Annotated in this window: 22 protein-coding genes; 11 read left to right on the top strand and 11 right to left on the bottom strand. The window is 62.0% G+C overall.

The features are described 5' to 3' along the window. Positions 1-23: 23 nt before the first annotated feature. The 5 genes from MAB_RS22245 to MAB_RS22225 all read right to left on the bottom strand — a co-directional run bounded on the left by MAB_RS22245 (position 24) and on the right by MAB_RS22225 (position 3,967). Positions 24-1,091, bottom strand: coding sequence for an NAD(P)-dependent alcohol dehydrogenase (locus tag MAB_RS22245; RefSeq protein WP_005112348.1), 1,068 nt, complete (start codon positions 1,089-1,091; stop codon positions 24-26). Next, positions 1,088-1,555 carry a DUF4334 domain-containing protein gene (locus MAB_RS22240; RefSeq protein WP_005112347.1) on the bottom strand — a complete coding sequence of 156 codons (468 nt, stop codon included), beginning with the start codon at positions 1,553-1,555 and terminating at the stop codon, positions 1,088-1,090. Before MAB_RS22240 ends, MAB_RS22245 begins: the two co-directional genes overlap by 4 nt. Positions 1,556-1,628: 73 nt before the next feature. Continuing rightward, entirely contained in the window at positions 1,629-2,225 is a 597-nt protein-coding gene (locus tag MAB_RS22235) for a LysE/ArgO family amino acid transporter (protein WP_005095323.1), read from the bottom strand. Between the two features lie 81 nt (positions 2,226-2,306). Continuing rightward, complete coding sequence (locus MAB_RS22230; RefSeq protein WP_005112346.1) at positions 2,307-3,281, bottom strand: NAD-dependent epimerase/dehydratase family protein; 975 nt, start codon at positions 3,279-3,281, stop codon at positions 2,307-2,309. Then, positions 3,278-3,967, bottom strand: coding sequence for a TetR/AcrR family transcriptional regulator (locus MAB_RS22225; protein WP_005095318.1), 690 nt, complete (start codon positions 3,965-3,967; stop codon positions 3,278-3,280). The genes MAB_RS22230 and MAB_RS22225 overlap by 4 nt, the downstream gene beginning before the upstream one ends. A 185-nt stretch (positions 3,968-4,152) precedes the next feature. On the opposite strand from MAB_RS22225, the gene MAB_RS22220 reads away from it, so the two are divergent. The 3 genes from MAB_RS22220 to MAB_RS22210 are packed head-to-tail and all read left to right on the top strand — an operon-like array spanning position 4,153 to position 8,390. After that, positions 4,153-4,578 (top strand): MmpS family transport accessory protein, encoded by a 426-nt coding sequence (locus MAB_RS22220; protein ID WP_005114755.1) that lies wholly within the window; start codon positions 4,153-4,155, stop codon positions 4,576-4,578. Further along, complete coding sequence (locus tag MAB_RS22215) at positions 4,575-7,475, top strand: MMPL/RND family transporter (RefSeq protein WP_005115456.1); 2,901 nt, start codon at positions 4,575-4,577, stop codon at positions 7,473-7,475. The genes MAB_RS22220 and MAB_RS22215 overlap by 4 nt, the downstream gene beginning before the upstream one ends. 42 nt (positions 7,476-7,517) lie before the next feature. Beyond that, the gene (locus MAB_RS22210; protein ID WP_005089396.1) at positions 7,518-8,390 is read left to right on the top strand and encodes a LysR family transcriptional regulator ArgP; all 873 of its coding nucleotides are present in this window, start codon (positions 7,518-7,520) and stop codon (positions 8,388-8,390) included. Here the strand turns inward: MAB_RS22210 and MAB_RS22205 are convergent. Beyond that, positions 8,387-9,166, bottom strand: coding sequence for an IclR family transcriptional regulator (locus MAB_RS22205; RefSeq protein ID WP_005079975.1), 780 nt, complete (start codon positions 9,164-9,166; stop codon positions 8,387-8,389). The genes MAB_RS22210 and MAB_RS22205 overlap by 4 nt on opposite strands. Before the next feature lie 131 nt (positions 9,167-9,297). Between MAB_RS22205 and MAB_RS22200 the strand changes: the two genes are divergently transcribed. The 4 genes from MAB_RS22200 to MAB_RS22185 all read left to right on the top strand — a co-directional run bounded on the left by MAB_RS22200 (position 9,298) and on the right by MAB_RS22185 (position 14,251). After that, complete coding sequence (locus tag MAB_RS22200; RefSeq protein WP_005095308.1) at positions 9,298-9,789, top strand: MaoC family dehydratase; 492 nt, start codon at positions 9,298-9,300, stop codon at positions 9,787-9,789. Then, positions 9,786-10,613, top strand: a complete 828-nt coding sequence (locus MAB_RS22195; protein ID WP_005112336.1) for an HpcH/HpaI aldolase/citrate lyase family protein — start codon at positions 9,786-9,788, stop codon at positions 10,611-10,613. The genes MAB_RS22200 and MAB_RS22195 overlap by 4 nt, the downstream gene beginning before the upstream one ends. 124 nt (positions 10,614-10,737) lie before the next feature. Further along, entirely contained in the window at positions 10,738-12,378 is a 1,641-nt protein-coding gene (locus MAB_RS22190) for an AMP-binding protein (protein WP_005112334.1), read from the top strand. Continuing rightward, positions 12,368-14,251, top strand: a complete 1,884-nt coding sequence (locus tag MAB_RS22185) for an AMP-binding protein (RefSeq protein ID WP_005134046.1) — start codon at positions 12,368-12,370, stop codon at positions 14,249-14,251. The genes MAB_RS22190 and MAB_RS22185 overlap by 11 nt, the downstream gene beginning before the upstream one ends. Positions 14,252-14,266: 15 nt before the next feature. Here MAB_RS22185 and dmpG read toward each other — a convergent pair whose 3' ends face one another. From dmpG to MAB_RS22160, 5 genes are read right to left on the bottom strand one after another with little or no spacing between them, the layout of a single operon-like run. Next, positions 14,267-15,268 carry a 4-hydroxy-2-oxovalerate aldolase gene (gene dmpG / locus MAB_RS22180; protein WP_005112330.1) on the bottom strand — a complete coding sequence of 334 codons (1,002 nt, stop codon included), beginning with the start codon at positions 15,266-15,268 and terminating at the stop codon, positions 14,267-14,269. Continuing rightward, the gene (locus MAB_RS22175; protein WP_005098525.1) at positions 15,265-16,200 is read right to left on the bottom strand and encodes an acetaldehyde dehydrogenase (acetylating); all 936 of its coding nucleotides are present in this window, start codon (positions 16,198-16,200) and stop codon (positions 15,265-15,267) included. The genes dmpG and MAB_RS22175 overlap by 4 nt, the downstream gene beginning before the upstream one ends. Before the next feature lie 16 nt (positions 16,201-16,216). Beyond that, positions 16,217-17,038 (bottom strand): 2-keto-4-pentenoate hydratase, encoded by an 822-nt coding sequence (locus tag MAB_RS22170; RefSeq protein WP_005095297.1) that lies wholly within the window; start codon positions 17,036-17,038, stop codon positions 16,217-16,219. Continuing rightward, a complete protein-coding gene (locus MAB_RS22165) occupies positions 17,035-17,982 on the bottom strand; it encodes a 3-carboxyethylcatechol 2,3-dioxygenase (protein ID WP_005095295.1) in 948 nt (315 codons plus the stop codon). Before MAB_RS22165 ends, MAB_RS22170 begins: the two co-directional genes overlap by 4 nt. Positions 17,983-17,995: 13 nt before the next feature. Further along, positions 17,996-18,973 carry a zinc-binding dehydrogenase gene (locus MAB_RS22160; protein ID WP_005112329.1) on the bottom strand — a complete coding sequence of 326 codons (978 nt, stop codon included), beginning with the start codon at positions 18,971-18,973 and terminating at the stop codon, positions 17,996-17,998. Between the two features lie 264 nt (positions 18,974-19,237). Here MAB_RS22160 and MAB_RS22155 point away from each other — a divergent pair, with 264 nt between their 5' ends. From MAB_RS22155 to MAB_RS22140, 4 genes are read left to right on the top strand one after another with little or no spacing between them, the layout of a single operon-like run. Next, positions 19,238-20,410, top strand: a complete 1,173-nt coding sequence (locus tag MAB_RS22155; RefSeq protein WP_005095292.1) for an aromatic ring-hydroxylating dioxygenase subunit alpha — start codon at positions 19,238-19,240, stop codon at positions 20,408-20,410. Continuing rightward, complete coding sequence (locus tag MAB_RS22150) at positions 20,407-20,751, top strand: non-heme iron oxygenase ferredoxin subunit (protein ID WP_005095290.1); 345 nt, start codon at positions 20,407-20,409, stop codon at positions 20,749-20,751. The genes MAB_RS22155 and MAB_RS22150 overlap by 4 nt, the downstream gene beginning before the upstream one ends. Then, positions 20,748-21,995, top strand: coding sequence for an NAD(P)/FAD-dependent oxidoreductase (locus MAB_RS22145; RefSeq protein ID WP_005095287.1), 1,248 nt, complete (start codon positions 20,748-20,750; stop codon positions 21,993-21,995). The genes MAB_RS22150 and MAB_RS22145 overlap by 4 nt, the downstream gene beginning before the upstream one ends. Then, positions 21,995-22,549: an aromatic-ring-hydroxylating dioxygenase subunit beta gene (locus MAB_RS22140; protein ID WP_005095285.1), complete on the top strand. Its 555-nt coding sequence runs from the start codon at positions 21,995-21,997 to the stop codon at positions 22,547-22,549. The genes MAB_RS22145 and MAB_RS22140 overlap by 1 nt, the downstream gene beginning before the upstream one ends. The last annotated feature ends 1 nt before the right edge of the window (position 22,550 follow it).

Below are 22,550 nucleotides of genomic sequence, written 5' to 3'. Positions count from 1 at the left end.
CTGGCCCGCCGCTCGCATGGCGCTCACCAGAGCAGCACCGGCTTGATCGCGGCACCAGAACGCGCGTCGGCGACCGCCTGTTCGATATCGGCTGCCGGATAGGTGGTGATCAGGGATTCGATGGGAAAGTGGCCCCGCGCGTGCATCTGGAGCAGTTCCGGGATGAACTCTTGCGGGTTCGCGTCTCCTTCAATGCATCCTCGGATCACCTTGCCGCCCAACATCAAATCGTTGAGATCGATGGGTCCGGGCTGTGCACCCAGTCCGACCAGAACCAGAACCCCGCGCTGGCGTAGTAGGCCGAGCGCGGTGGCGATGACTCCGGCGTTCGCGGTGGTGTCGAGGGCGTGGGTGGCACCGCGTGCCATCGCCGCGACATCCTCCATCGCCGGGTCGACGGTTTGCGTGGCGCCCAGTTCGGTCGCCTTCGCGCGGCGCGAGGCCACGGGGTCCACGGCGATGATCGTCTCGACACCCTGTGCCTTGGCGGCCATGACCGCCGCGAGGCCGACACCACCGGCGCCGAATACCACCAGCCGCGAATCAGGCTCCGGCGAAAGTACATTGAGCACAGCACCGGCGCCTGTCTGGAATCCGCACCCCAGTGGCGCAGCCACCGCAAGGTCAATGGACGGATCGACGACGACGGTGTTGTCGGCGCCGGTCAGCGCGTACTGGGCAAAGCTGGACTGCCCGAAGAACGACCCGTAGACGGGGGTTCCGTTGTCGGATAACGTCGGTGAGCCGTCGGCACGGACGCCTGCCGAATTCAGGCGCATCGAACGTGAGCAGTAGGCCCGCTCGCCGGCGGCACACGACCGACAGCCTCCACAGCTGCGGTAACTGAGCACCACATGATCGCCGGGGCTGATACCGGACACCGCCTCGCCGACCGCCGTGACGATTCCCGCGCCCTCGTGACCGAGGACCGCGGGAATCGGAACCTGCGACTTGAATGTCAAGTCCGTATGACACAGGCCGGTGGCATGAATCTTGACCAGCACCTCGTCGCTGCGGGGTTCGTCGAGCTCCAGCTCTTGCAGGGTGAACGGAGCCGCGGGTGAAGCGCTCAGGGCAGCAGTTACTTTCACTGGTCTCGCTCAAGGAGGAAGTAAAGGTAGCTGCCACTCTGCCGTTGGCGCTTGCCATTCATGATGCCGAACAACGTTGAGCCGTCCACTCGTTTGAAGTGATCGAAGACAGGCTGGCCGTCGTAGACCATGGTGGCGGTGACCTCACCGCGAAACTCGACCTCCCACAGTGTCGCGCCGCCGAGGCTCAGCTCGTTGTTGGAGAACAATTTTCCGTCATTGTCGTAGCAGACGATGGGCTCGACGTCATTGATGGACTTGAAGACCTTGCCGTACCAGCGTGCCGCCGCCAACTGGCCGTTCATCCTGTGCCCGGTGTGGAATTCGTCGCCCTTCCAGCTGCCCAGAATGTCCTCGATGCGGACGGTGTCCAGGGCCGCCCAGATCTCGTCGAGCTCGGTCGGGTTGATGTCGCGTTGCCTCCGAAGTTCGGTGAACCGGGTACGGGCCTTGTGTGCGTCCATCATTCCTCCCAAGTCATTTGGTTCGGGAAGACGCTAGCACCGAACCAGATGGTTCGGCAAGGATGAGTTTGGGCTAGCTGACCAGCAATGAAACCCCCAGCGCCAGCATCACCACGGCTATTCCGGCATCGAGCATCCGCCAGGTCCCCGGGCGCTCGAACACCCCGGCGAGATAGCGTGCGCCATAGCCGAGGCCGACGAACCAGGTGACACTTGCGGTCAGAGCACCTGCTCCGAACAGCCAGCGCGCGTCCCGATGAGCATTGGCCAGCGAGCCCAAGAGCACCACGGTGTCGAGGTAGACGTGCGGGTTCAAGAAGGTAATGGCCAACGCAGTCAACAAGACTGCGCCGAGCCGCGCCGGGTTTGATTCCGCCGGCACCAACGTGCCGGGGCGCAGCGCGCGGCGGGCGGCCATCAGCCCGTAGCCGATCAGGAATGCGGCGCCACCCACCTTGGCCACCGTGAGCAGGCTGGGTGTGGCAGTGATCAGTCCGCCGAGCCCGCCGATTCCCGCAGCGATGAGCAGGAAGTCGCCGGTGATGCACACGGCGATCACCGGCAGCACATGCTCGCTGCGAATGCCCTGGCGTAGTACGAACGCATTCTGGGCGCCGATGGCGGCGATCAGCGACATTCCCGTGAGAAAGCCGAGGAAAAGAACGGTCACGACGACGACGTTAGGGTGATACGAAGCTGCAGTACAGCTAATGATTCTTAGCCTGCATTAGAATCTCTAAGGTGAGTCCGGCTAGTCCAGGTAGCCCTGATCGCGCAGCCAGATCTCGGTGGCCCGCATGCCCGCATCGAGGCTGAATCGCGGCTCGAACCCGAGAATCCGCTGCGCCTTGGCAATCGAATAGCTTCCGGTTCGTGCGAGGTACCGAACGGAGATGGCGTTGGCCTCAGTCGCCTTGCCGGAGAGCGCAAGTACTCTCGCCTTCACCGTTGCGAGGCCGACTGCGGCCGCGGTCGGCAGAACCAGCGGGCCGCGGCGGTCGAGCATGCGGTGGTAGTGCCCGAAGAACTGTGCGCACGTCACGCCGACACCGCCCGAGATTGTGAAAACCTGACCGCTCGCCGCGCCGCCGGAGCCCAACGCGACGACGCCCTCGACCAGGTCATCGATATAGATCGGCGAAAAGACTCCGCGCCCCATCGCGGGCAACACGAACTGGCGACTGCGGATCATCTCCACCGGCAGGATTGTCCAGGGCCGCGATCCCGGCCCGTAAATATCGCCGGGGCGCGCGATTCGGGCATCTATCCGGCCGGCACCATGGGCTTGCAGTACCACCTGCTCGCTGGCGACCTTCGTGTCGACGTAAGCGTTCCCGTCTGTCCGTACCGGGTGCTCTTCGGTCACCATGTCGGGAAAATCAAGGTCGGAGAACGCCCTGACGGACGACAGATGCACGAACACCGCGCCAGGAGCGGTTGCGTCGATAACTTTTTTCGTTCCAAGGACATTGACCCGCCAGGCGGTGTCGGAATCCGCGATATTCGAGACCACGGCCGCGGTGTGGAAGATCGCATCCGCTGCCGCGGCTTCCGTCATCCAAGGCCCGGCGGTGTTGATATCGCCGCCCTGGATGTTGTGTGCGGGGTCTGCCACGAGATCGACGCCGCTGACCTGCCAGCCCAAGGTGCGGAGACGCAGTGACAGTGAGCGCCCCACGAATCCATTGGCGCCGGTGACGAATGCGCGTTGTGTCATATCGGTCACCCGGATCCGGCTGGTTGCCAGGTCGTCATGGCAGCGTCGATCTGTGCCTCATCGAGTGCATCGACCTCCAAGCGCTCTTGGTCGTCGCGTCTTCGCATGCCCTCGATGAGGATTGCCATGTAGCGGCGCCACAGGTCGGCATTGACTTCTCCGGCGAATTCGCTGACCGCACCGGTAAGCACTCCGAAGAAGGGCATGTCGGTCGCGGATGCCTCTGGGCGGAGGTAGCCGTCTTCCTGTGCCCTTTCAACGACTTTTGACAGTAGCGGCAGGAGTCGTGCCCGGCCGGCCTCGACGTGATCGCCGCCGTGTGCCTTACTGAAGGCGATTTCTCGCAAACCCCGGTTTGTGGCGGTGATTTCGCACATCTGATGTACGAACCACTCGAACCCCTCCCAGGAGTTCTCATGGCGAAGTGCCGCTTCCGCCAACCCGCTGAGCTGGTCCATTCCGTCGACGTAAATTGCCTCGAAAAGGGCCTCTTTCGTGGGAAAGCGGCGGTACACGGTCCCGACGCCGAGCCCCGCATGGTGCGCCACCTCGTTGAGCGTCGACTCAAGGCCATGGACTGCGAAAAGTTCGCGTGCGGCGGCGATTACACGCTTCCGGTTACGTTCGGCGTCTTTCCGCAGGGGGCGATGCGCCACTTCACGGCCGTTCACGCCGACGAGTGTATCGCTCGCCACACTTCGCCATAAGTGGATTGACTCTATCCACTTTTACCCATAGATTTCTGCTGACCCTGCCGGCTTCATCCGGCCCGTGACATCCAACTCAGAAAGGGCCGCACCGTGATCGCATTCCACGGCACCGGATTGACACCCGGGAAACCCTTGCGCCGCTGCGCGACTAGCGGGACGGGGTGGCTGCGATGATCAGGGTTGCCAAGCGGGTGTGGCTTCCGATGCTGGTGGTAGCGGCGGTAGCGATCGGCAGCATTACCGTCATGCATTTACGCACCAACTTTGGTGCGACGCCGTTCGTAGTGACACCGAGGAATTCGGATACCGCGGAGAGGTTCAACCCCAAGGTTGTGACGTATGAGGTCTTCGGTTCGGCGGCAACTGCCGTCATTAACTACCGGGATCTCAACGCAATACCGCAGCGGGTGAGTGAGGTGCCTTTGCCGTGGTCATTGACGCTGAGCACCACATTGCCCTCGGTCATGCCCACCCTGTTCGCGCAAGGGGACGGGCAGGACATCGGCTGCCGCATCACCGTCGATAACGACGTCAAAGACGAAAGGGTGGTGACCGGTGTGAACGCGGAGACCTACTGCCTGGTGAAGGCCGCATGAGCAAGCCCATGAACGACCCAACTACCGACGCATTCCCGGCTGCGCGCCATGCGGCCCGTCCGTGGCTTCCCAGGATGATCCGTGTGCTCGCAGTGCCCATTGTGCTGGGCTGGATCGCGGTTACCATCGCGCTCAATACCGTTGTGCCCCAGCTGGAGGAGGTCGGGCACATGAGAGCGGTATCGATGAGCCCCAACGACGCTCCCGCGATGATCGCGACCAAACGGGTCGGCGAGGTGTTCGAGGAGTTCAAAACGAGCAGTTCGGTGATGATCGTGCTGGAGGGCGAGCAGTCGCTGGGAGCGGATGCGCACCGATTCTATGACCAGATGGTTCGCGACCTGCGTGCCGACACCACGCATGTGCAGCACGTTCAGGATTTCTGGGCTGACGCACTTACCGCCGCTGCGGCGCAGAGCAGCGACGGAAAGGCCGCTTACGTTCAGGTCTATATCGCCGGTGATCAGGGTGAGGCGCTGGCCAATGAATCGGTGGAGGCTGTTCGTCATATCACCGCGGCAGTCCCGCCGTCACCGGGTGTGCGGGTCTATGTCACAGGACCGGCGACAACCTCGGCAGACCAAGAAATCGTTGCCAACGACAGCATGGAGCTGATCGAGCTGGTCACCTTCGGGGTCATCATGGTGATGCTTCTGCTGGTGTACCGGTCGGTGATCACGATGGTCATCGTGGTGGCGATGGTCATGCTGGAGCTGGCCAGTGCGCGCGGCCTGGTGGCACTCCTCAGCTATCACAACGCATTTGGATTGACATCGTTCGCCACCAGCCTCGTGGTGACACTGGCGATCGCGGCGGCCACCGACTACGCCATATTTCTGATAGGACGCTATCAAGAGGCGCGCCGGGCCGGCGAAGATCGAGAATCTGCCTACTACACCATGTTCCATGGAACCGCGCACGTGGTACTGGCCTCGGGTCTCACCATTGCCGGCGCGACATTCTGTCTGCATTTCACCCGGCTGCCTTACTTCAAGACCACGGGTATCCCGTTGTCGATCGGCATGGCGATCGTTGTCGCGATGGCGCTGACTCTTGGTCCCGCATTGATCTCGGTGGCCAGCCGCTTCGGTAATGTGCTGGAACCCAAGGGCGCTGGGAAGGCACGTGGCTGGCGGCGTGTGGGCGCCGCGACAGTCCGCTGGCCGGGCGCGATCCTGGTGGCGGCGGTCACGATGGCGCTGGTTGGGTTGCTCACCCTGCCGGGCTATCACACCACCTATAACGACCGGATCTACTTGCCGGGGCAGGTGCCCGCGAATGTCGGCTATGCGGCAGCGGACCGGCATTTCTCTAAAGCCAAGATGAACCCGGACCTCCTGTTGGTCGAATCCGATCACGACCTGAGGAACCCCGCTGATTTTCTGGTGATCGACAAGATAGCCAAAGCGCTTGCCCGCGTGCGCGGAATCGCACAGGTGCAGACGATAACCCGACCGGACGGCAAGCCGATCAAGCACACGTCGATACCGTTCAACATGAGCACAGCCAATACCGCGCAGACTCTGACCAACGACTACAGCCAGGCCAACTTCGCGAACCTGCTCAAGCAGGCCGACGCCATGCAGGTCACCATCGATTCGATGGAGAAGATGCAGGCCATCACGCAGCAGATGGCAGAGGTGACCGCCAGCATGTCCGCCAATATGAAAAATACGGCGCAGGACATTAATCAGCTGCGGGACAACATGTCCAACTTCGATGATCAGTTCCGTCCGATACGAAACTACTTCTACTGGGAGAAGCACTGCTTCGATATTCCGATGTGTTGGGCACTGCGATCAGTGTTCGACGCCCTGGACGGCATCAGCCTGATGTCGGACGATTTCGACACCTTGGTGCCTGATATCCAGCGTATGGCCGGCCTCATGCCGCAGATGGTCGTACTGATGCCGCCGATGATCGCCTCGATGAAAGAGCAGAAGCAGATCATGCTCAGCCAGTATCAAGTGCAGAAAGCGCAGCAGGACCAGACTATGGCGATGCAGGCCAATGCCTCTGCGATGGGGCAGGCATTCGATGACGCGAAGAACGATGATTCGTTCTACCTTCCTCCGGAAGCGTTCGAGACGGCCGATTTCAAGAGCGGCATCAAGCTGTTCGTCTCGCCGAACGGTCATGCTGTGCGGTTCACCATCTTTCACCAGAGTGATCCGCTCACCGAAGAAGGAACGTCACGCGTCGAGCCACTCAAGACCGCCGCCGAGGACGCCATCAAGGGCACACCGCTCGAGGGCTCGTCGATCTACGTCGGCGGCAGCGCCGCTCTGTACAAGGATATGCAAGAAGGTGCCGACTACGATCTGCTTATCGCCGCGGTCGCCGCGCTGATCCTTATCTTCCTGATCATGGTGCTGCTCACGCGGGCGGTAGTTGCCGCAGCTGTCATTGTCGGAACCGTGGTCCTGAGCCTTGGCGCCTCGTTCGGATTGTCGGTGCTGCTGTGGCAGCACATCATTGGCACCCCACTGCACTGGATGGTCCTGCCGATGGCCGTGATCATCCTGCTCGCCGTCGGGGCGGACTACAACCTGCTGCTGGTATCCCGCATGAAGGAAGAGCTTCACGCCGGGCTACACACCGGCACTATCCGGTCGATGGCGGGAACGGGCTCGGTGGTTACTTCCGCGGGGCTGGTTTTCGCTTTCACGATGATGGGAATGATGGTCAGCAGTTTCACTGTCATCGGCCAGATCGGCACGACCATCGGGCTGGGATTACTGTTCGACACCCTGGTAGTGCGGTCTTTCATGACTCCGTCTATCGCCAGCCTGCTGGGGCGCTGGTTCTGGTGGCCGATGGTGGTTCGGCCCAGACCCCGCCCACAGCCCTGGCCGCAACCGCTGCACGCTGGCGCGGCGGAAGCCGTGCGGGCGTGAGAAGGCTGCTCATGGTTCCTAGTCTGCATTAGAATCTCTAAGGTGAGTCTGGACTCGCAGCAACTTGTTGCCTTTGCCGCCGTTGTCGACGAAGGCAGCTTTGATGCCGCCGCCCGGCGATTGATGATTACGCCGTCGGCGGTCAGTCAGCGAGTTAAGGCTCTTGAGCGGTCCGTGGGTCAGGTACTCGTCCGTCGGGAAAAGCCCTGTGTAGCAACCGATGCAGGTACTTCTTTGATGCGGCTCGCCGCTCAGATCGGCACCCTGGAACGCGAAGCGCTCCAGGAGATGGGCGGGGGCGTTCCGATACGAGTTGCGATTGCGGTGAATGCGGACTCGTTCGGTACGTGGATGGGGTCGGTGGTCTCACAGATTCCCGATGGTGTGCTCATCGACATCCGTATCGAGGATCAGGACCACTCGGCAGAACTCCTCCGTGCAGGAGTTGTCATGGCGGCGGTGACCACGGAACCGAGGCCCATCGCAGGATGTCGTTCAGAGTCACTGGGCGCCATGCGATATTTCGGAATGGCCTCACCGGAGTACGTCGAGCGTCACCTGCCCGATGGTCTGTTGGACTCGGGTATCGACAAGGTTCGGCAGGCGCCGTTGATCCGATGGGATCGACGAGATGCTCTACAAGACCAGTTCTTGCGCAAGCTTTTCCGTCGAGATGTCGTCGTTGCCGGACATTGCGTACCGACTACGGTCGGGTTCACCGCGGCGCTACGGGCAGGCTTGGGTTGGGGGATGATGCCCGAGCAGCTGGGCCGAGAGGGCCTCGTTGAGTTGGCACCCGGGCGGTATCTCGATGTGCCGCTGTATTGGCAACACTGGAAGTTTGAATCGTCCACGCTGAGTGCGATCACGTCGGCGGTACGCGAGGCGGCCACTGTCCTTCGCCGGAGCCGCTAACGTCGCACCGTCCGGCTGAGTCGGTGTGCGTGCCGGAGCAGCAGTTGTCCCAGTACCGGCTGCCGATCGGCGTTGAATCGTGCCTCTATTCCGGTCAAAGTCAGTGCGCCGATGGGGTTTTGGTTGGCATCGAAGACTGCTGCCGCCATCCCCCAGGAACCTTCCACTACCTGGCCGGGATTGACGGCCCAGCCGGTCTTACGGGTCAGAGCGACGCGTTCCCACACGGCATCGATACGAAAGCCGTTGCCCCATTCCGACTGTAGGTCTGCCCTCTCCAGGTAGGCGTGAATCGCCGCGTCGGGTAGATATGCCAGGACGGCCATGCCTGACGAGACCACTCCAAGTGGAAATCGTGCGCCCTCGTACAGCACGTGCGAGCGAATCGGGAAGTCGCCGTCCTCGGCGAGCAGCACGACGGTGTGATCGCCGCGGCGCAGGGAAAAGAAGGCGCTCTCGCCGGTGTCGCGTGCCAGCGCCGCCACGTCGGCCGCCGCCTTCTCGGTGATGTTGTAGCGGGGCGCCGATGCGGCACCCAGGACATAGATCTCGGGGCCCAGGAACCATTGGCCGGACCGTGCGTCGCGTTCCACGAGGCCCTCGGTTGCCAGCGACTCCAGCAGGCGATGCGCGGTGGCCCGAGGAATGCCCGTGCGGCGCGCCAGTTCGGTGGTGCTGACGCCGGTTCCGGTGTCGGACGAGACCGCACGCAGCAGTGCCGCGGTGCGGTTCACCACGCTGGGAGCTTCGGTCACCAGGTCACCATACGCGTCCATTGAGTGGACGTTGGTGCGTTCAACTGTTCACCGGGCGGGAGTTTTGTTCACCATCCTTGCCTTGTAGCGGGCTTTCATCCAAGGTGTCGATGCACCGTCAAGTGGACGCCCAGCTGGGCATGGAGGTGGTTGTGAGCGAAAGGCGAACCGTCGAGCAGCGTGGCCTATGGTTCGAGGAGTTCGAGACTGATGTGCTTTATCTGCACCGACCCGGCCGCACCATCACCGAGGCCGACAACGTGCTGTTCACGACGTTGACCATGAACACTCAGGCACTGCACCTCGACGCGGCGTTTTCGGATGCGCTACCACCATTCAATCAGCGCCTGGTGAACTCGATGTTCACGCTCTCGACCGTGGTCGGGCTGTCGGTCGCGCAACTGACCCAGGGCACGATCGTCGGCAATCTGGGATTCTCCGAGATCGCCTTTCCCGCGCCGCTGTTCCACGGCGACACCCTGTACGCGGAGTCCGAAGTGATCGACAAACGCGAATCCAAGAGCCGGCCCGGCGAGGGTATTGTGACCTTCGCGCATACCGGGAGGAACCAGCGCGGTGATGTGGTTGCCACGGCGACGCGTAAAACCATGGTGCGAAGGCGTCCCGCGGAACAGCCGTCATGACCGTCGCCACGGCCGGGCCCGGCTGGCTCTTTTGTCCGGCCGATCGCCCGGAGCGGTTCGAGAAGGCCGCTGTAGCAGCAGATGTAGTGATTCTCGATCTTGAGGACGGGGTGGCTGCCGCGGATCGGCCCGCCGCGCGCGATGCGTTGATCAGCACCCCACTCGATCCCGGCCGCACAGTTGTTCGGCTCAACCCTGCCGCTACCGCCGATCATGCGCTGGACCTCGAGGCCCTCGCGCAGACCGAGTACACCACGGTGATCCTGGCCAAGAGTGAGCACGCGGACCAGGTGCTGGGCCTGGCCCCACTTAACGTGGTGGTGCTGGTCGAAACCCCGATGGGCGCACTCAATGTCGCCGAACTGGTGCGCCCAGGAAACGTCGTCGCGGCGATGTGGGGTGCAGAGGACCTATTCGCCGCGACGTGGGGCACCAACAACAGATGGCCCGACGGCAGCTATCGCGATGTCGCACAGCATGTTCGTTCTCAGACTCTCTTGGCGGCAAAGGCATTCGGCCGAATTGCCCTGGATGCGGTGTATCTCGACATCAAGGCTCTGGACGGACTGCGCGCGGAGGCGGACGACGCGGTGGCGGTGGGGTTCGACGCCAAGGTGGCGATCCACCCCACCCAGGTAAACGTCATTCGTGCGGCCTACGAGCCGACGGCTAAGCAGGTGTACTGGGCGCGTGGCGTGCTGGAGCTGGCGGGGCGCGAGCGGGGAGTGTTCCAGTTCGAGGGTGTGATGGTGGATGCCCCCGTGCTGCGCAGAGCGGAGCGGATCATCCAGCTGAGCGCCCTGACCGGCGGGCTGTGCGAGTGAGAACGATTCGAGGGTGGTGCGGCGGAAGCTTGAGCGCCGACTTGGACAGGTCATTAAGGTCGTGTTGGACTCGCTCCGTTCATCCGTACACACGGTCCGGCGTTTTAGGTGGTGAAGCGAGACGATGAAGGCCTATGACGCCGGGGCTACCCTCTCGCCGATCATCGAGGAAACGATCGGGGAAAACTTCGAACGGATAGCCCGAGCTCATCCCGATGTCGGTGCCCTCGTCGATGTATCGGGCGACCGCAGATGGACCTATCGTGAGCTTGATGCGGAGATCAATCGCGTTGCACGTGGGCTCATGTCGCTGGGCGTCGCGGCCGGTGACCGGGTCGGTATCTGGGCTCCGAACTGCGCCGAGTGGGTGCTGGTGCAGTATGCCACCGCGAAGATCGGTGCGATTCTGGTCAATATCAATCCCGCCTACCGCACTCACGAGCTGGCCTACGCGCTCAACCAATCGGGCGTTCGAACGCTGATCTGCGCCAAGGCTTTCAAGTCGTCCGATTACGTGGCCATGGCGAGCCAGGTGATGCCGGATGCACCCGGCTTGCGTGATGTCGTGTTCATCGGCACCTCTGATTGGACGGAACTGGTGGCAGGTGCCGAGCGCGTTACCGAGACCGCGTTGCGTGCCAGGATGTCGCAGTTATCCAACACCGATCCGATCAATATCCAATACACCTCGGGCACAACGGGTTACCCGAAGGGTGCGACGCTATCGCACCGCAACGTGCTCAACAATGGCTTCTTTGTGGCGGAGTCGATCCAGCTCCAAGCAGGTGACCGGCTGTGCATCCCCGTGCCCTTCTATCACTGCTTCGGGATGGTCATGGGCAATCTTGGGTGCACGACGCACGGTGCCACCATCGTGATGCCGGCACCGGGATTCGATCCCGGTCGCACTCTCGAGGCCATTGAACGTGAGCGCTGTGTGGGGGTGTACGGGGTGCCGACCATGTTCATCGCCATGCTCGCTGACCCCGGCTTCGCCCACCGCGACCTCTCGACGTTACGGACCGGGATCATGGCCGGCTCAGTGTGTCCCGTCGAGGTGATGAAGCGGTGCATCGATGAAATGCATATGGCCGGGGTCGCCATCGCATACGGCATGACAGAAACCTCGCCGGTCTCCTGTCAGACACTCTTCGACGATGACCTGGATCGGCGCACCGCGACAGTCGGGCGCGCGCATCCGCATATCGAGATCAAGATCGTCGACCCCAACAGCGGAGAGACGGTGCAGCGCGGGCAATCCGGTGAGTTGTGCACGCGTGGCTATTCGGTGATGCTTGGTTACTGGAACGACGAGGCGCACACCCGAGAGGTGCTCGACACCGATGGCTGGATGCATACCGGCGACCTGGCGGTGATGCGAGATGACGGCTACTGCACCATCATTGGGCGGCTCAAGGATATGGTGATACGCGGCGGCGAGAACATCTACCCGCGTGAAATCGAGGAGTTCCTGCTGACCCATCCGGACATCGAGGATGTCCACGTTGTGGGGGTACCCGATGAGAAGTATGGCGAAGAGCTGTGCGCCTGGGTTCGAATGAGGCCAGACCGTGTGGTCATCGACGCCGTTGCGATCCGTGCGTTCGCCTCGGGGCGGCTCGCACATTACAAGATTCCGCGTTATGTGCATGTCGTCGAGAGCTTCCCGATGACCGTTACTGGAAAGGTTCGCAAGATCGAGATGCGGCAGCAGACCATCCAAATTTTCGGATTGCCAGAGCCGGGTCGGACCGATGAGCAGTAGCGCCTACGATCGATTCGTCGACCACGTCTCACGGCGGTATGCAGTGCCGTGCAACGACTACGAGGACATGTGGCGCTGGTCGGTCGAGTCCGTGCCGCAGTTTTGGCGGGCGCTCTGGGAGTTTTTCGAAGTACCGGGCCGGGGATTGCGCGACGGTGATGCGGGAGTGCTGGCCAATTCGGCGATGCCTGCGGCACAATGGTTTCCCGGTGTTGAGCTCAACTACGTGGCCCAGATGCTACGCCATGTGCATCGCGATGGTGCCGCTATCGTCGGTGTGGATGAGGCAGGGGAGCGCTCCGAGATCAGCTGGCGGGAATTGCCCGGCCGGATCGGTGCCGTGGCCGCGGAACTGCGTCGTCTCGGTGTGGGGCGTGGGGACTGTGTGGCCGCATACCTGCCGGACGTGCCCGATGCGATGGTGGCCTTTCTGGCCACCGCGTCGGTGGGCGCCGTGTGGGCGGGGTGTGGGCAGGACTACGCCCCGGAGGGGGCGGCGGCCCGGCTGGCTCAACTCACGCCAAAGGTACTCATCTCCGGGCGGGGCTACCGTTACAACGGCCGCTGGGTGAGCAAGCAGGCCGACACCGAGGTACTGCACCGACTATTGCCCGGCGAACCCGCACTGATTATCGAATTACCTACGGGCAGTGAAGATCCTGTTGTGGAAATGGTGCCGTTCGATCATCCGATCTGGGTATTGTTCAGCTCCGGCACCACGGGGAAGCCCAAGGGCATCGTCCACGGCCACGGCGGCATGCTGCTGGAGCATCTCAAGGGAGCTGGGCTGCACTGTGATCTGGGACCGGGCGACGTGTTCTTCTGGCAGACGGCGCTGTCATGGATGATGTGGAATTTTCGTCTGGCCGGGCTGTTGGTGGGGGCGACGGTCGTCTGCTATAGCGGACATCCGTTGTACCCCAATGCCGATCGGCTATGGGAGCTGCTGGAAGCGGAGCGGGTCACTTACTTCGGCACCAGTCCCGGACACTTACATGCGAGCAAGAAGGCGGGCTTGGAGCCGTCATCGGAGCACGACCTGGCAGTGCTGAAGACCTTGGGTAGCAGCGGTTCACCGCTCTCGGCGGATCTTTTCCAATGGGCGGGTGCGCATACCGGGGCCACAGTTTCTTCGCTGTCGGGGGGTACCGATGTCTGTACCGCCTTCGCCGGCGGTACGCCGGAAGTGCCCACCCATCCTGGTGAGCTGCCCGCCCGCTACCTGGGTGTCGATCTGCACAGCTGGTCGCCGGATCGCCGCTCCCTGATCGGAGAAGTGGGCGAGATGGTGATCCTGCAGCCGATGCCCTGTATGCCTATCCGCTTCTGGGACGACCCAGACGGATCTCGCTACAAGGCTGCATATTTCGAGCACGAATGGGCCGATGGTCAAGCGCCGGGGGTCTGGCGGCACGGTGATTGGGTGACAGTCACCGAACGCGGATCGCTGGTCATCCACGGGCGTAGCGATGCCACGTTGAACCGCAACGGAATCCGCATGGGTTCGGCGGACATCTACGAAGTAGTGGAATCGATGGATCAAATCGCCGAGGGATTCGTCCTGGGCGTTGACGGACCGAATGGCGCCTACTGGATGCCGTTGTTCATCACCATGGCGCCGGGGCATACGTTCGATGATGCCCTGGGAGATCAAGTGGCACGGGAGATCCGGGATCGCCTGTCGCCCCGGCATGTTCCCGACGAGGTGATCGAGGCACCCGGAATTCCACACACCCGCACCGGCAAGAAGCTTGAGGTTCCGATCTGCGGTGTGCTGGCCGGGCGTGTCGACGTGTCCTTGGATCCCCGATCTATCGACAACCCGGACCTCGTCGACTGGTACCGGGAACGGGGCCGTGACCACAGGTGGTAGGAGAATTTCGTCCTGCTAGGTAGACAGGCTCAGAGCGATGTCCACGAGCATGTCTTCTTGCCCGCCGACGAGCCGGCGCCTGCCGGCCTCGATCAGGATGCTTCGCACGTCGACGTCGTAACGCTGTGCCGCTGCCTCTGCATGCCGCAAGAAGCTGGAATACACGCCCGCATATCCGAGGGTCAACGTCTCGCGATCGACGCGCACGGGCCGGTCATGCAATGGTCGCACCAGGTCGTCGGCGGCGTCCTGCAAAGCGAATAGATCGCACGAGTGCCCCCAACCATGTAAATCGGCGACGGCGACGAACGCCTCCAGCGGGCAATTGCCTGCCCCTGCGCCATGACCAGCAAGGCTGGCATCGATTCTGGTTGCGCCTTCTTCCACCGCTACAACACTGTTGGCCACGGATAGAGAAAGGTTTTCATGGGCGTGTATGCCGATCTCGGTGTGCGAATCCAGTACATCTCGGTAGGCCCGGACCCGATCGCGCACCATCGGCATGGTCAACCGGCCACCCGAATCTGTGACGTAAACACAGTGCGCACCGAAAGTCTCCATGAGTTTCGCCTGTTCGGCGAGTGTCTCGGCCGAAGCCATGTGGCTGAGCATGAGGAACCCTGATACGTCCATGCCGAGTTCGCGCGCCATCGTGATGTGCTGAGCGGTGATATCGGCTTCGGTGCAGTGTGCGGCCACGCGGATGGAGCGCACCCCAAGGGAGTATGCCCGCTTCAGCTCTGCGACGGTGCCTATCCCGGGGAGCAGCAGGGTGGTGAGCTTCGCGGTGGTGACAGCATCGGCGGCGGCTTCGATCCATTCCCAGTCGGTGTTGCTCCCGGGACCGTAATTGACCGAGCCGCCGGCTAAGCCATCGCCATGCGCAACCTCGATCGCGTTGACACCCGCGGCTTCCAGTGCCGAGGCGATCCGGGCGACCGCCGTGGGGCTTATCTGGTGCCTTATGGCGTGCATGCCGTCACGCAGCGTCACATCTTGGATGTAGAGCTGTGTCATATGCCGAACTCCTGCGATGAATCGCCGCCACGGACCATTGACTCCGCGGTGTGCAGGGCCGCAGACGTCATGATGTCGAGATTGCCGGCGTAGCTGGGTAGATAGTGTCCGGCGCCCTCCACCTCCAGGAACACCGACACTTTGGTGGTCACCGTCCCGGTGGTGTCGCGAAGCAGAGCACGCATCGGTTCGTCGACTCGGTCGAACTGCACGTCTTGTTTGAGGCGATATCCAGGAACGTAGGTGGAGACCTCAGCGATCATCTCCTTGACCGAGCGCCGAATCGTACCGTGGTCGGCGTCACCGACTAGGCAGAATACGGTGTCACGCATAAGCGGTGGTGGGTCGGCAGGATTCAGAACGATGATCGCCTTACCGCGCGCCGCTCCACCTACCTGTTCGATGGCCCGGGCTGTGGTTTCGGTGAATTCATCGATGTTGGCGCGCGTACCGGGACCGGCAGAACGAGAGGATATCGATGCCACGATTTCCGCGTATACTACGGGGGCTACTCGCGATACGGCATGCACAATCGGTATTGTTGCCTGCCCACCGCATGTGACCATGTTGAGATTTGTTGCACCACTGGCGATGTGAGCGCCAAGGTTTACCGGCGGGACGACATATGGCCCGACTGCGGCCGGAGTGAGGTCGATCAGTCGCTTATCGTAGGGAGCCAATCGTGCTGCGTTCTCACGATGTGTTGCGGCCGAAGTTGCATCGAAGATGATTGCCACCTCCGCGAATTGTTCCATGTGGATCAAGCCTTCTACCCCGTCGGCGGTGGTGGCCACGCCGAGACGTGCCGCGCGTGCCAGCCCGTCCGAGGTGGGGTCGATGCCCACCATCGCACCCATGCTCAGTATCCGGGACCTCCGAATCACCTTGATCATCAAGTCGGTACCTATGTTCCCCGAACCGATAATGGCCACAGGTGTTTTCGGAGTTTCAGACGGAAGCGTCATCGTCGTTTCCCTGCGATTGCGGCGGAAAGCGTGCGGTTACGGTGCCGAGCCCCGACAACTCGGCCCGAATCGTGGTGTTGGGTAACGGAGTGATCATTGGCCCTAGCGCGCCCGACAAAACAATCTGTCCCGCACGCAATGGCCGTCCCAACTTGCGAGTTGTACGCGCCAGCCACGCCAATGCGATCAGTGGGTCGCCCAGGCACGCGGTTCCTGTGCCTTCGCACACTCGCAGGTCACCGGTGTACATCCGCATGGTCACCTCGCGCGGTTCGCAGGCATCGAGGCCGGTCCAATGCCCGTTCAGTACGTACAGGCCGGATGAGCCGTTGTCGGCGACGGTATCGGCGATGGTGATGTCCCAGTTCGCGATCCTGCTATCCACGATTTCCAGCGCAGCGCATATGGCGTCGACCGCAGCACGCACCTGCGATGGACCGAGGTCACCGTTATCGAGGTCTTCACCTAGCCGGAATGCGATCTCGGCCTCGATTTTCGGTTGCAGGAGACGGTCACTCGGCACGTGCTGTAAGGCCGAGACATCCATGTCGGATAACAACACGCCGAAATCGGGTTGGTGGACACCCAGCTGACGCTGGACGGCTTCGGACGTGAGCCCGATCTTATGGCCGGCCACCGATGCCCCCCTGGTCACTCGTCGATCAATGACAGACCGTTGCACCAGATAAGCGGTATCGATGTCGTCAGCACCGATGATGTCACGTACCGGGGCACACGGAATACCAGTAACGGCAGCGAATTCCAGCCGCTCCGCTGCGGTGCGAATGTCCGCGCCAGCGATCACGGGCCGACCTGCCTCATGGCCGTACTGACTGCGAAGCCGGCGATCCATTCGGGTACGGCTGCGTAGAAACGGGTAAGCATTTGGTACGGCCCGCTTGCGGCTAGCGAGGAGTAGGCAGCGACCCAGGTGCGCACTTCATGCGCCGAGCCGCCGCCCTCGCTTCCCATCCATTCCGGGGTCCAGCTGTCGATTGCCTCAAGGTCGCCGCTCTCGAACGTGTCGAGAACCTCGTTGTCCCATATTGGGTTGATCGGAATCCGTGAGGAGCTACCTGCGGCGTATTCGCGGCCGGCAGCTAAGACCCGTTCCTCGCCGCGTGCACGTTGTTCGGGGCTGGGTGGGTGGCCCTCTATGAGTGCGTCCGCGACGCGCGGAGGCGCGCCTTGGAGCACAGGCACCGGCGGATCATGGGATAGACCGCCGGAAGCAAGGAAGAGCACCCTCCTGCCTAGCGCCGCCGCCTCATGCCCGAGCGCAGTGCCCAATGCGCGTATGCGATTCAGCGGGCCGAAGGGACCGGCGACTCCATTGATGAATATCGGCACCATCGGCACTCGATCGATACCACCGAACAGCATCTCCAGTGGTTGGGTGAATCCATGGTCGACGGTCATTCTGGCTGACACAGTCAGATCGACATTTCGGCTCAACACGCCCCGTGCGAGGAGTTGCGCCGCATCGGAGTCCACCGAGAGCTGACCCGCAGGTGAACCGAAGTCGCCCACTGCATGTGCTTCGGTAGCGAGGCAGAACGGCGGCATCTCCTTGTAGAAGAAGCCGTTGTAGTGATCGGGTGCGTAGAGCACAACCAGTTCCGGCCTGAACTCATGAACAAAGCTGCGAGCATGTTCGATGGCGGAGTTGATGCGCGCCAAGGTATCTGATGCCGGATCGTTCTTGCCGACAAGTGGTGAGTGGGAAAGTCCCACGAGAGCGCAAGTCATGAGCATAACCTCGCTAGTTCGGGTCCGGATGAATGACGAGCTTGCCTGTTAACCCGCCGTCGATCATGAGCTGAAAGGCCTTGTGGATTTCGGCCAGAGGCATCGTGCGATCGATAACAGGCCGGATGCCGGTGGCATCCAGCATTCTGAGCATGGCGATGAGTTCACTGCGTGTGCAGCCGGTGGATCCCAGGATGCGTTGTTGCAGGTAGAACACCCGGCCGAGATCGGCCGGCGGATTCATACCGGTTGTTGCGCCTGCTATTACGATGCACCCGCCCGGACGCAGAGACTTCAGTGAATGCGACCAGGTGGCTTCGCCCACTGTCTCGATGACAACATCTACTCGTTCAGGAAGCCGTTCGCCGGTCGCGTACGCGTCACGCGCGCCCCAGGAAATCGCAGTCTGCCGTTTGGCTTCTGAGCGGCTGGTTGCGTATACAACCGCCCCCGCGGCGGAAGCGAGGCGGATGGCCGCAGACGCAACGCCGCCGCCCACTCCCTGCACGAGTACCCGGGCGCCTGCGGTGATCTTGGCGTGGGTGAAGAGCATTCGGTAGGCCGTGGTCCATGCGACGGGGAGGCATGCAGCCTCGTCAAAGGACAACCAGGCTGGCTTCGGCACCAGGTTACGGGTTGGCACAGTCAGATATTCGGCGAAGGCGCCGTCATGGCGCTCTGACAGTAACGCGCGATCTGGATCCAGCGTTTCATCGCCCATTCCGGCGTCCGGGTTGGCGATCACCGGATACACGATGACCTCGTTGCCGTCTTGGTCGAACCCGGCGGCGTCACAGCCCAGCACGATCGGCAGCCGGTCGGCGGGGTGCCCCACGCCCCGCAATGTCCACAGGTCGTGCATGTTCAAAGATGAGGAAACAACGCGTACGACAGACCATCCAGAAGGCGGCGTCGGAATGGGAAGGTCCTTGAGCACCAGACCGGCCAGTGGATCTGCGGCGCTCTGTGATTCGGCAACGGCAGCGAGCATGTGCCCAATGTGCCTGTCCGGGAGTCTTTTACCCAGCTGGTGTTCCTGCCAGAGGAACGGGCACTGGCGTGAGGTCGGCGCTACGGGTTTTCTGGCACCATGGCATCTCTCCCGAGACCGGTCGCGGTTGCCCAAGGGGCATTGTGCCGCCCGCAGGCTCTGGTCCGTGACATCGACGTGTCGGGGCTGGTGGATTCACATGGGGGCTTACTCGACCGGGTGATCTTCACAGACGGCGAGCTGTATCGACAGGAGCTCCGTCGGGTGTTTGCGCCCAGCTGGCTGTTTCTGGCGCATGCCGATCAATTCCACAGGCCTGGAGATTTTTTCACCACTTATATGGGCGAGGACCCCGTTATTGTCTCGATGGACAAGAACCGGCGCATCAGGGCATTCCTGAACTCATGCCGACACCGCGGCGCAAGGGTGTGCCGGGCGGACTACGGCGTTACCCGTGGCTTTACCTGCACATATCACGGCTGGGCGTACGACCTTGAAGGCAAGCTGATCAGCGTGCCGAATGAGGAGGGTTACCCCGACTCGTTCTCCACCGACGATTGGGGCCTGGTCGAGGTGCCTCACGTCGACAGCTATCACGGCCTCATCTTTGGCACGTGGAATCCGGCACCTGTCGGGCTACGGGAGTCGCTGGGCGACATGGCCTGGTACATGGATGCGATGCTGGATCACGATTCCGAAGGCACCGTTGTGGTGGGCGGAGTGCATAAGTGGGTCCTTGACGGTAACTGGAAACTCGCCGCGGAGCAGTTCGCCACTGACTGGTACCACGTCAACATGAGCCATGCTTCGGCGCTGATGGTGATGGCGCCACAAGGAAAGGCGCCTAAGGACGAGATCGTGCACCGCACCGGGCGACAGTACGTTGACCCCAACGGGCACGGAGCCGGCTTTCCGGTCCATCCGAAGAACAGATTCGACGCCCGCGTCGTACATCAGTGGACCGATTACGGGGCATTGCGTGAGCGGCTGGGCGAGGCTCGCGTTCAGGGGCCGCTCACCAATGGGCATGCCACGGTCTTCCCGAATCTGTCGTATCTCCCGGTCAATGGGTCTGTTCGAATTTGGCATCCGAAAGGCCCCGACAAGATGGAGGTGTGGGCTTGGACGATTGTCGACAGGTCAATGCCGGAGGAGGTTCGGGATGCGCAGAGGCTATACAACCTGCGGACTTTCGGGCCTACAGGGATTTTCGAGCAGGATGACGGCGAGAATTGGAGTGAAGTGCAAAGCATTTCACGGGGGTTCGTCACAAACAGCGTTGCACTCAACTATCAAATGGGATTGGATTCCGAGCGTGAAGATGGAAGGCATCCGGGGCTGACGAGCGAACTTTACAGCGACGCCGCGGGCCGATCCTTCTATGCGCGGTGGAGAGATCTCATGAACACCAAGGCCTGGCACGAGGAACACGTATGAGTAGCGGCATCCGGGTAGCCGCGCTGGAAGACATCCCCGAGGGCGAGGGCATCGTTGTTGCCAAGGCCATCGCGGGTACCGCAGACAATGTCGCATTGCTGAGAGACGCTGATGGGAGCGTATGGGCTCTCGACGACACCTGCACGCATGCCGACGCCTCTCTGGCAGAAGGCTGGGTTGAGGATGGCTACGTGGAATGTCCACTGCATTCCAGTAAGTTTTGCCTGAAAACTGGGGCAGTGGACGGTCTTCCGGCCACCAAGGATACGTGCCCACACCGCATCGAGGTGCGTGACGGCGATATCTTCCTCTTTCCCGGCGAGAAGCCGCGACCGCTATGAAGCGCATTGTTGTGGTGGGTGGCGGTATCGCAGGCGTCTCGACCGTCGGCGGACTGCGCGCCAACGGGTACGACGGTGACATCACGATGATCGACGCGGGCGGTAGTCCCTACGATCGCCCGCCTCTTTCTAAGGACTACCTTTCTGGCAAAGTGAAATTAGCCGATATCGAGCTGCGGCCCGAGCAGTGGTACCGGGACCAGCAGGTGCGACTGATCAGTGAGTCCACCGTCGCCGTCTTGCGGCCCGCGCTGGGGGCTGTGGAGACGGCTGACGGCACCTTGCTGGCAGCCGATCGTGTGGTACTGGCGACGGGCGGGGGCGCCGCCAGGCCTCCGATACCTGGCTCCGAGAATGCGGCCATCCATGTGCTGCGTGATGTCGCTGACGCGCAACGATTGCGCGATGGTCTGCGCTCCGGCGTCAGGGTGCTAATTGTCGGTGCGGGGCTGGTGGGCGCCGAAATCGCTTCAACTGCAGTTGATCTTGGGTGCTCAGTGGTGCTGGTTGACCCTGTAAGGCCGCCACTGGTCGCAGCCGTAGGAGCGGACATGGCGGATTGGCTGCATCACAAACACCGCGAGCGCGGCGTTGTCACATTGCAGGCCGGCGTCGAGGCATTTCATCAGCGGATTGGTGAGATTGAAGTATCTCTTCAGGGCGAGTATCGACCACAAGTCGCCGATGTGGTCGTGCTTGCCGTGGGGATGGTTCCTCGGACATCTCTGGCCACGGCGGCCGGTCTCGAAGTGGATGGTGCGGTGGTGGTCGATGTCCGGCAGTTGACCAGCAACCCCGCGATTCTTGCGGTGGGTGATGTCGCGCGAATTCGGAAAGACGGTCGGCTGCTGGCTCGATCTGAGCATTGGGATGGGGCCGGTGCCAGTGGCGGACGAGCTGCTGCCACCTTGATGGGTGCAGATCCACCGCCCGCGAGTGCACCCTGGTTTTGGACTGACAGACATGGTGATCACGTTGAGGCGGTTGGGCAGATGAGCGGCGCCGACCACACCGTCCTACGCGGCGATGTGGGCGATCCCGGTTTTGCAGTCTTTGGGCTGCGTGATGGTGCGCTGGTAGGGGCAGCATCGGTCAACCAGCCTAATATTGTCCGGGCGGCTCGGCGGTTGATCGATAGGGGAGTGCAACTGACGGCCGAGGTCCTCGGCGACCCTCATTCCGACCTACGGGAACTCTTGAAACAGCAACGAAGTGTTCGGATTTCGGGAAGGGGTGAGGACTGATGGACGCCAAAATCATACCGGGCGCGCTCGCAGATCGTGACACCCATTTCGATGTCGCACAGTTCTACTATTCAGAGGCCGAACTCCTCGACGAGGGACGTTACGTGGACTGGCTCGAATTGCTCGCCGACGACGTGGACTACTGGATGCCGTTACGTACTAATCGATTGCGACGTCAGCAAGCGCTCTCGGTCGCGGCGCGCGGCGAAGCCGCCTACTACGACGAGACCAAGGAGAGTCTGGCCTGGCGGATCCGGAGGTTCGATTCCGGGATGGCTTGGGCCGAGGACCCACCATCGCGTACCCGGCATCTGATCACCAACATCTCTGTGCGGTACGCCGAACCTGATAAAGGTGCCGAGGCGTGCGATCTGGTGGCCCGCTCGGCATTCTTGGTCTACCGCAACCGGCTGGAGCGCGAAGAAAACATTTTTGCCGGAGCACGCACCGATTCGTTGCGCAGAGTTGATGATCATCGCTTCCTGATAGCGCGTCGGTTCATCCTTCTCGACCAAAACATCCTGCAAGCCAAGAACATCTGTACCTTCTTCTGAT

The sequence above is a fragment of the Mycobacteroides abscessus ATCC 19977 genome (assembly GCF_000069185.1).
GTDB lineage: Bacteria > Actinomycetota > Actinomycetes > Mycobacteriales > Mycobacteriaceae > Mycobacterium > Mycobacterium abscessus.
The sequence above is the reverse complement of the archived record's forward strand: the minus strand, read 5'-3'. Positions and strand labels throughout refer to the sequence as shown.

Excerpts from the sequence above, each read along its gene's own strand:
- MAB_RS22140 (WP_005095285.1), top strand. The coding sequence starts at position 21,995 with ATGGACGCCAAAATCATACCGGGCGCGCTCGCAGATCGTGACACCCAT.
- MAB_RS22185 (WP_005134046.1), top strand. The coding sequence starts at position 12,368 with ATGAGCAGTAGCGCCTACGATCGATTCGTCGACCACGTCTCACGGCGG.
- MAB_RS22165 (WP_005095295.1), bottom strand. The coding sequence starts at position 17,982 with ATGACTTGCGCTCTCGTGGGACTTTCCCACTCACCACTTGTCGGCAAG.
- MAB_RS22205 (WP_005079975.1), bottom strand. The coding sequence starts at position 9,166 with ATGGACGCGTATGGTGACCTGGTGACCGAAGCTCCCAGCGTGGTGAAC.
- MAB_RS22190 (WP_005112334.1), top strand. The coding sequence starts at position 10,738 with ATGAAGGCCTATGACGCCGGGGCTACCCTCTCGCCGATCATCGAGGAA.
- dmpG (WP_005112330.1), bottom strand. The coding sequence starts at position 15,268 with ATGACACAGCTCTACATCCAAGATGTGACGCTGCGTGACGGCATGCAC.
- MAB_RS22160 (WP_005112329.1), bottom strand. The coding sequence starts at position 18,973 with ATGCTCGCTGCCGTTGCCGAATCACAGAGCGCCGCAGATCCACTGGCC.
- MAB_RS22215 (WP_005115456.1), top strand. The coding sequence starts at position 4,575 with ATGAGCAAGCCCATGAACGACCCAACTACCGACGCATTCCCGGCTGCG.
- MAB_RS22240 (WP_005112347.1), bottom strand. The coding sequence starts at position 1,555 with ATGGACGCACACAAGGCCCGTACCCGGTTCACCGAACTTCGGAGGCAA.
- MAB_RS22145 (WP_005095287.1), top strand. The coding sequence starts at position 20,748 with ATGAAGCGCATTGTTGTGGTGGGTGGCGGTATCGCAGGCGTCTCGACC.
- MAB_RS22220 (WP_005114755.1), top strand. The coding sequence starts at position 4,153 with ATGATCAGGGTTGCCAAGCGGGTGTGGCTTCCGATGCTGGTGGTAGCG.
- MAB_RS22150 (WP_005095290.1), top strand. The coding sequence starts at position 20,407 with ATGAGTAGCGGCATCCGGGTAGCCGCGCTGGAAGACATCCCCGAGGGC.
- MAB_RS22195 (WP_005112336.1), top strand. The coding sequence starts at position 9,786 with ATGACCGTCGCCACGGCCGGGCCCGGCTGGCTCTTTTGTCCGGCCGAT.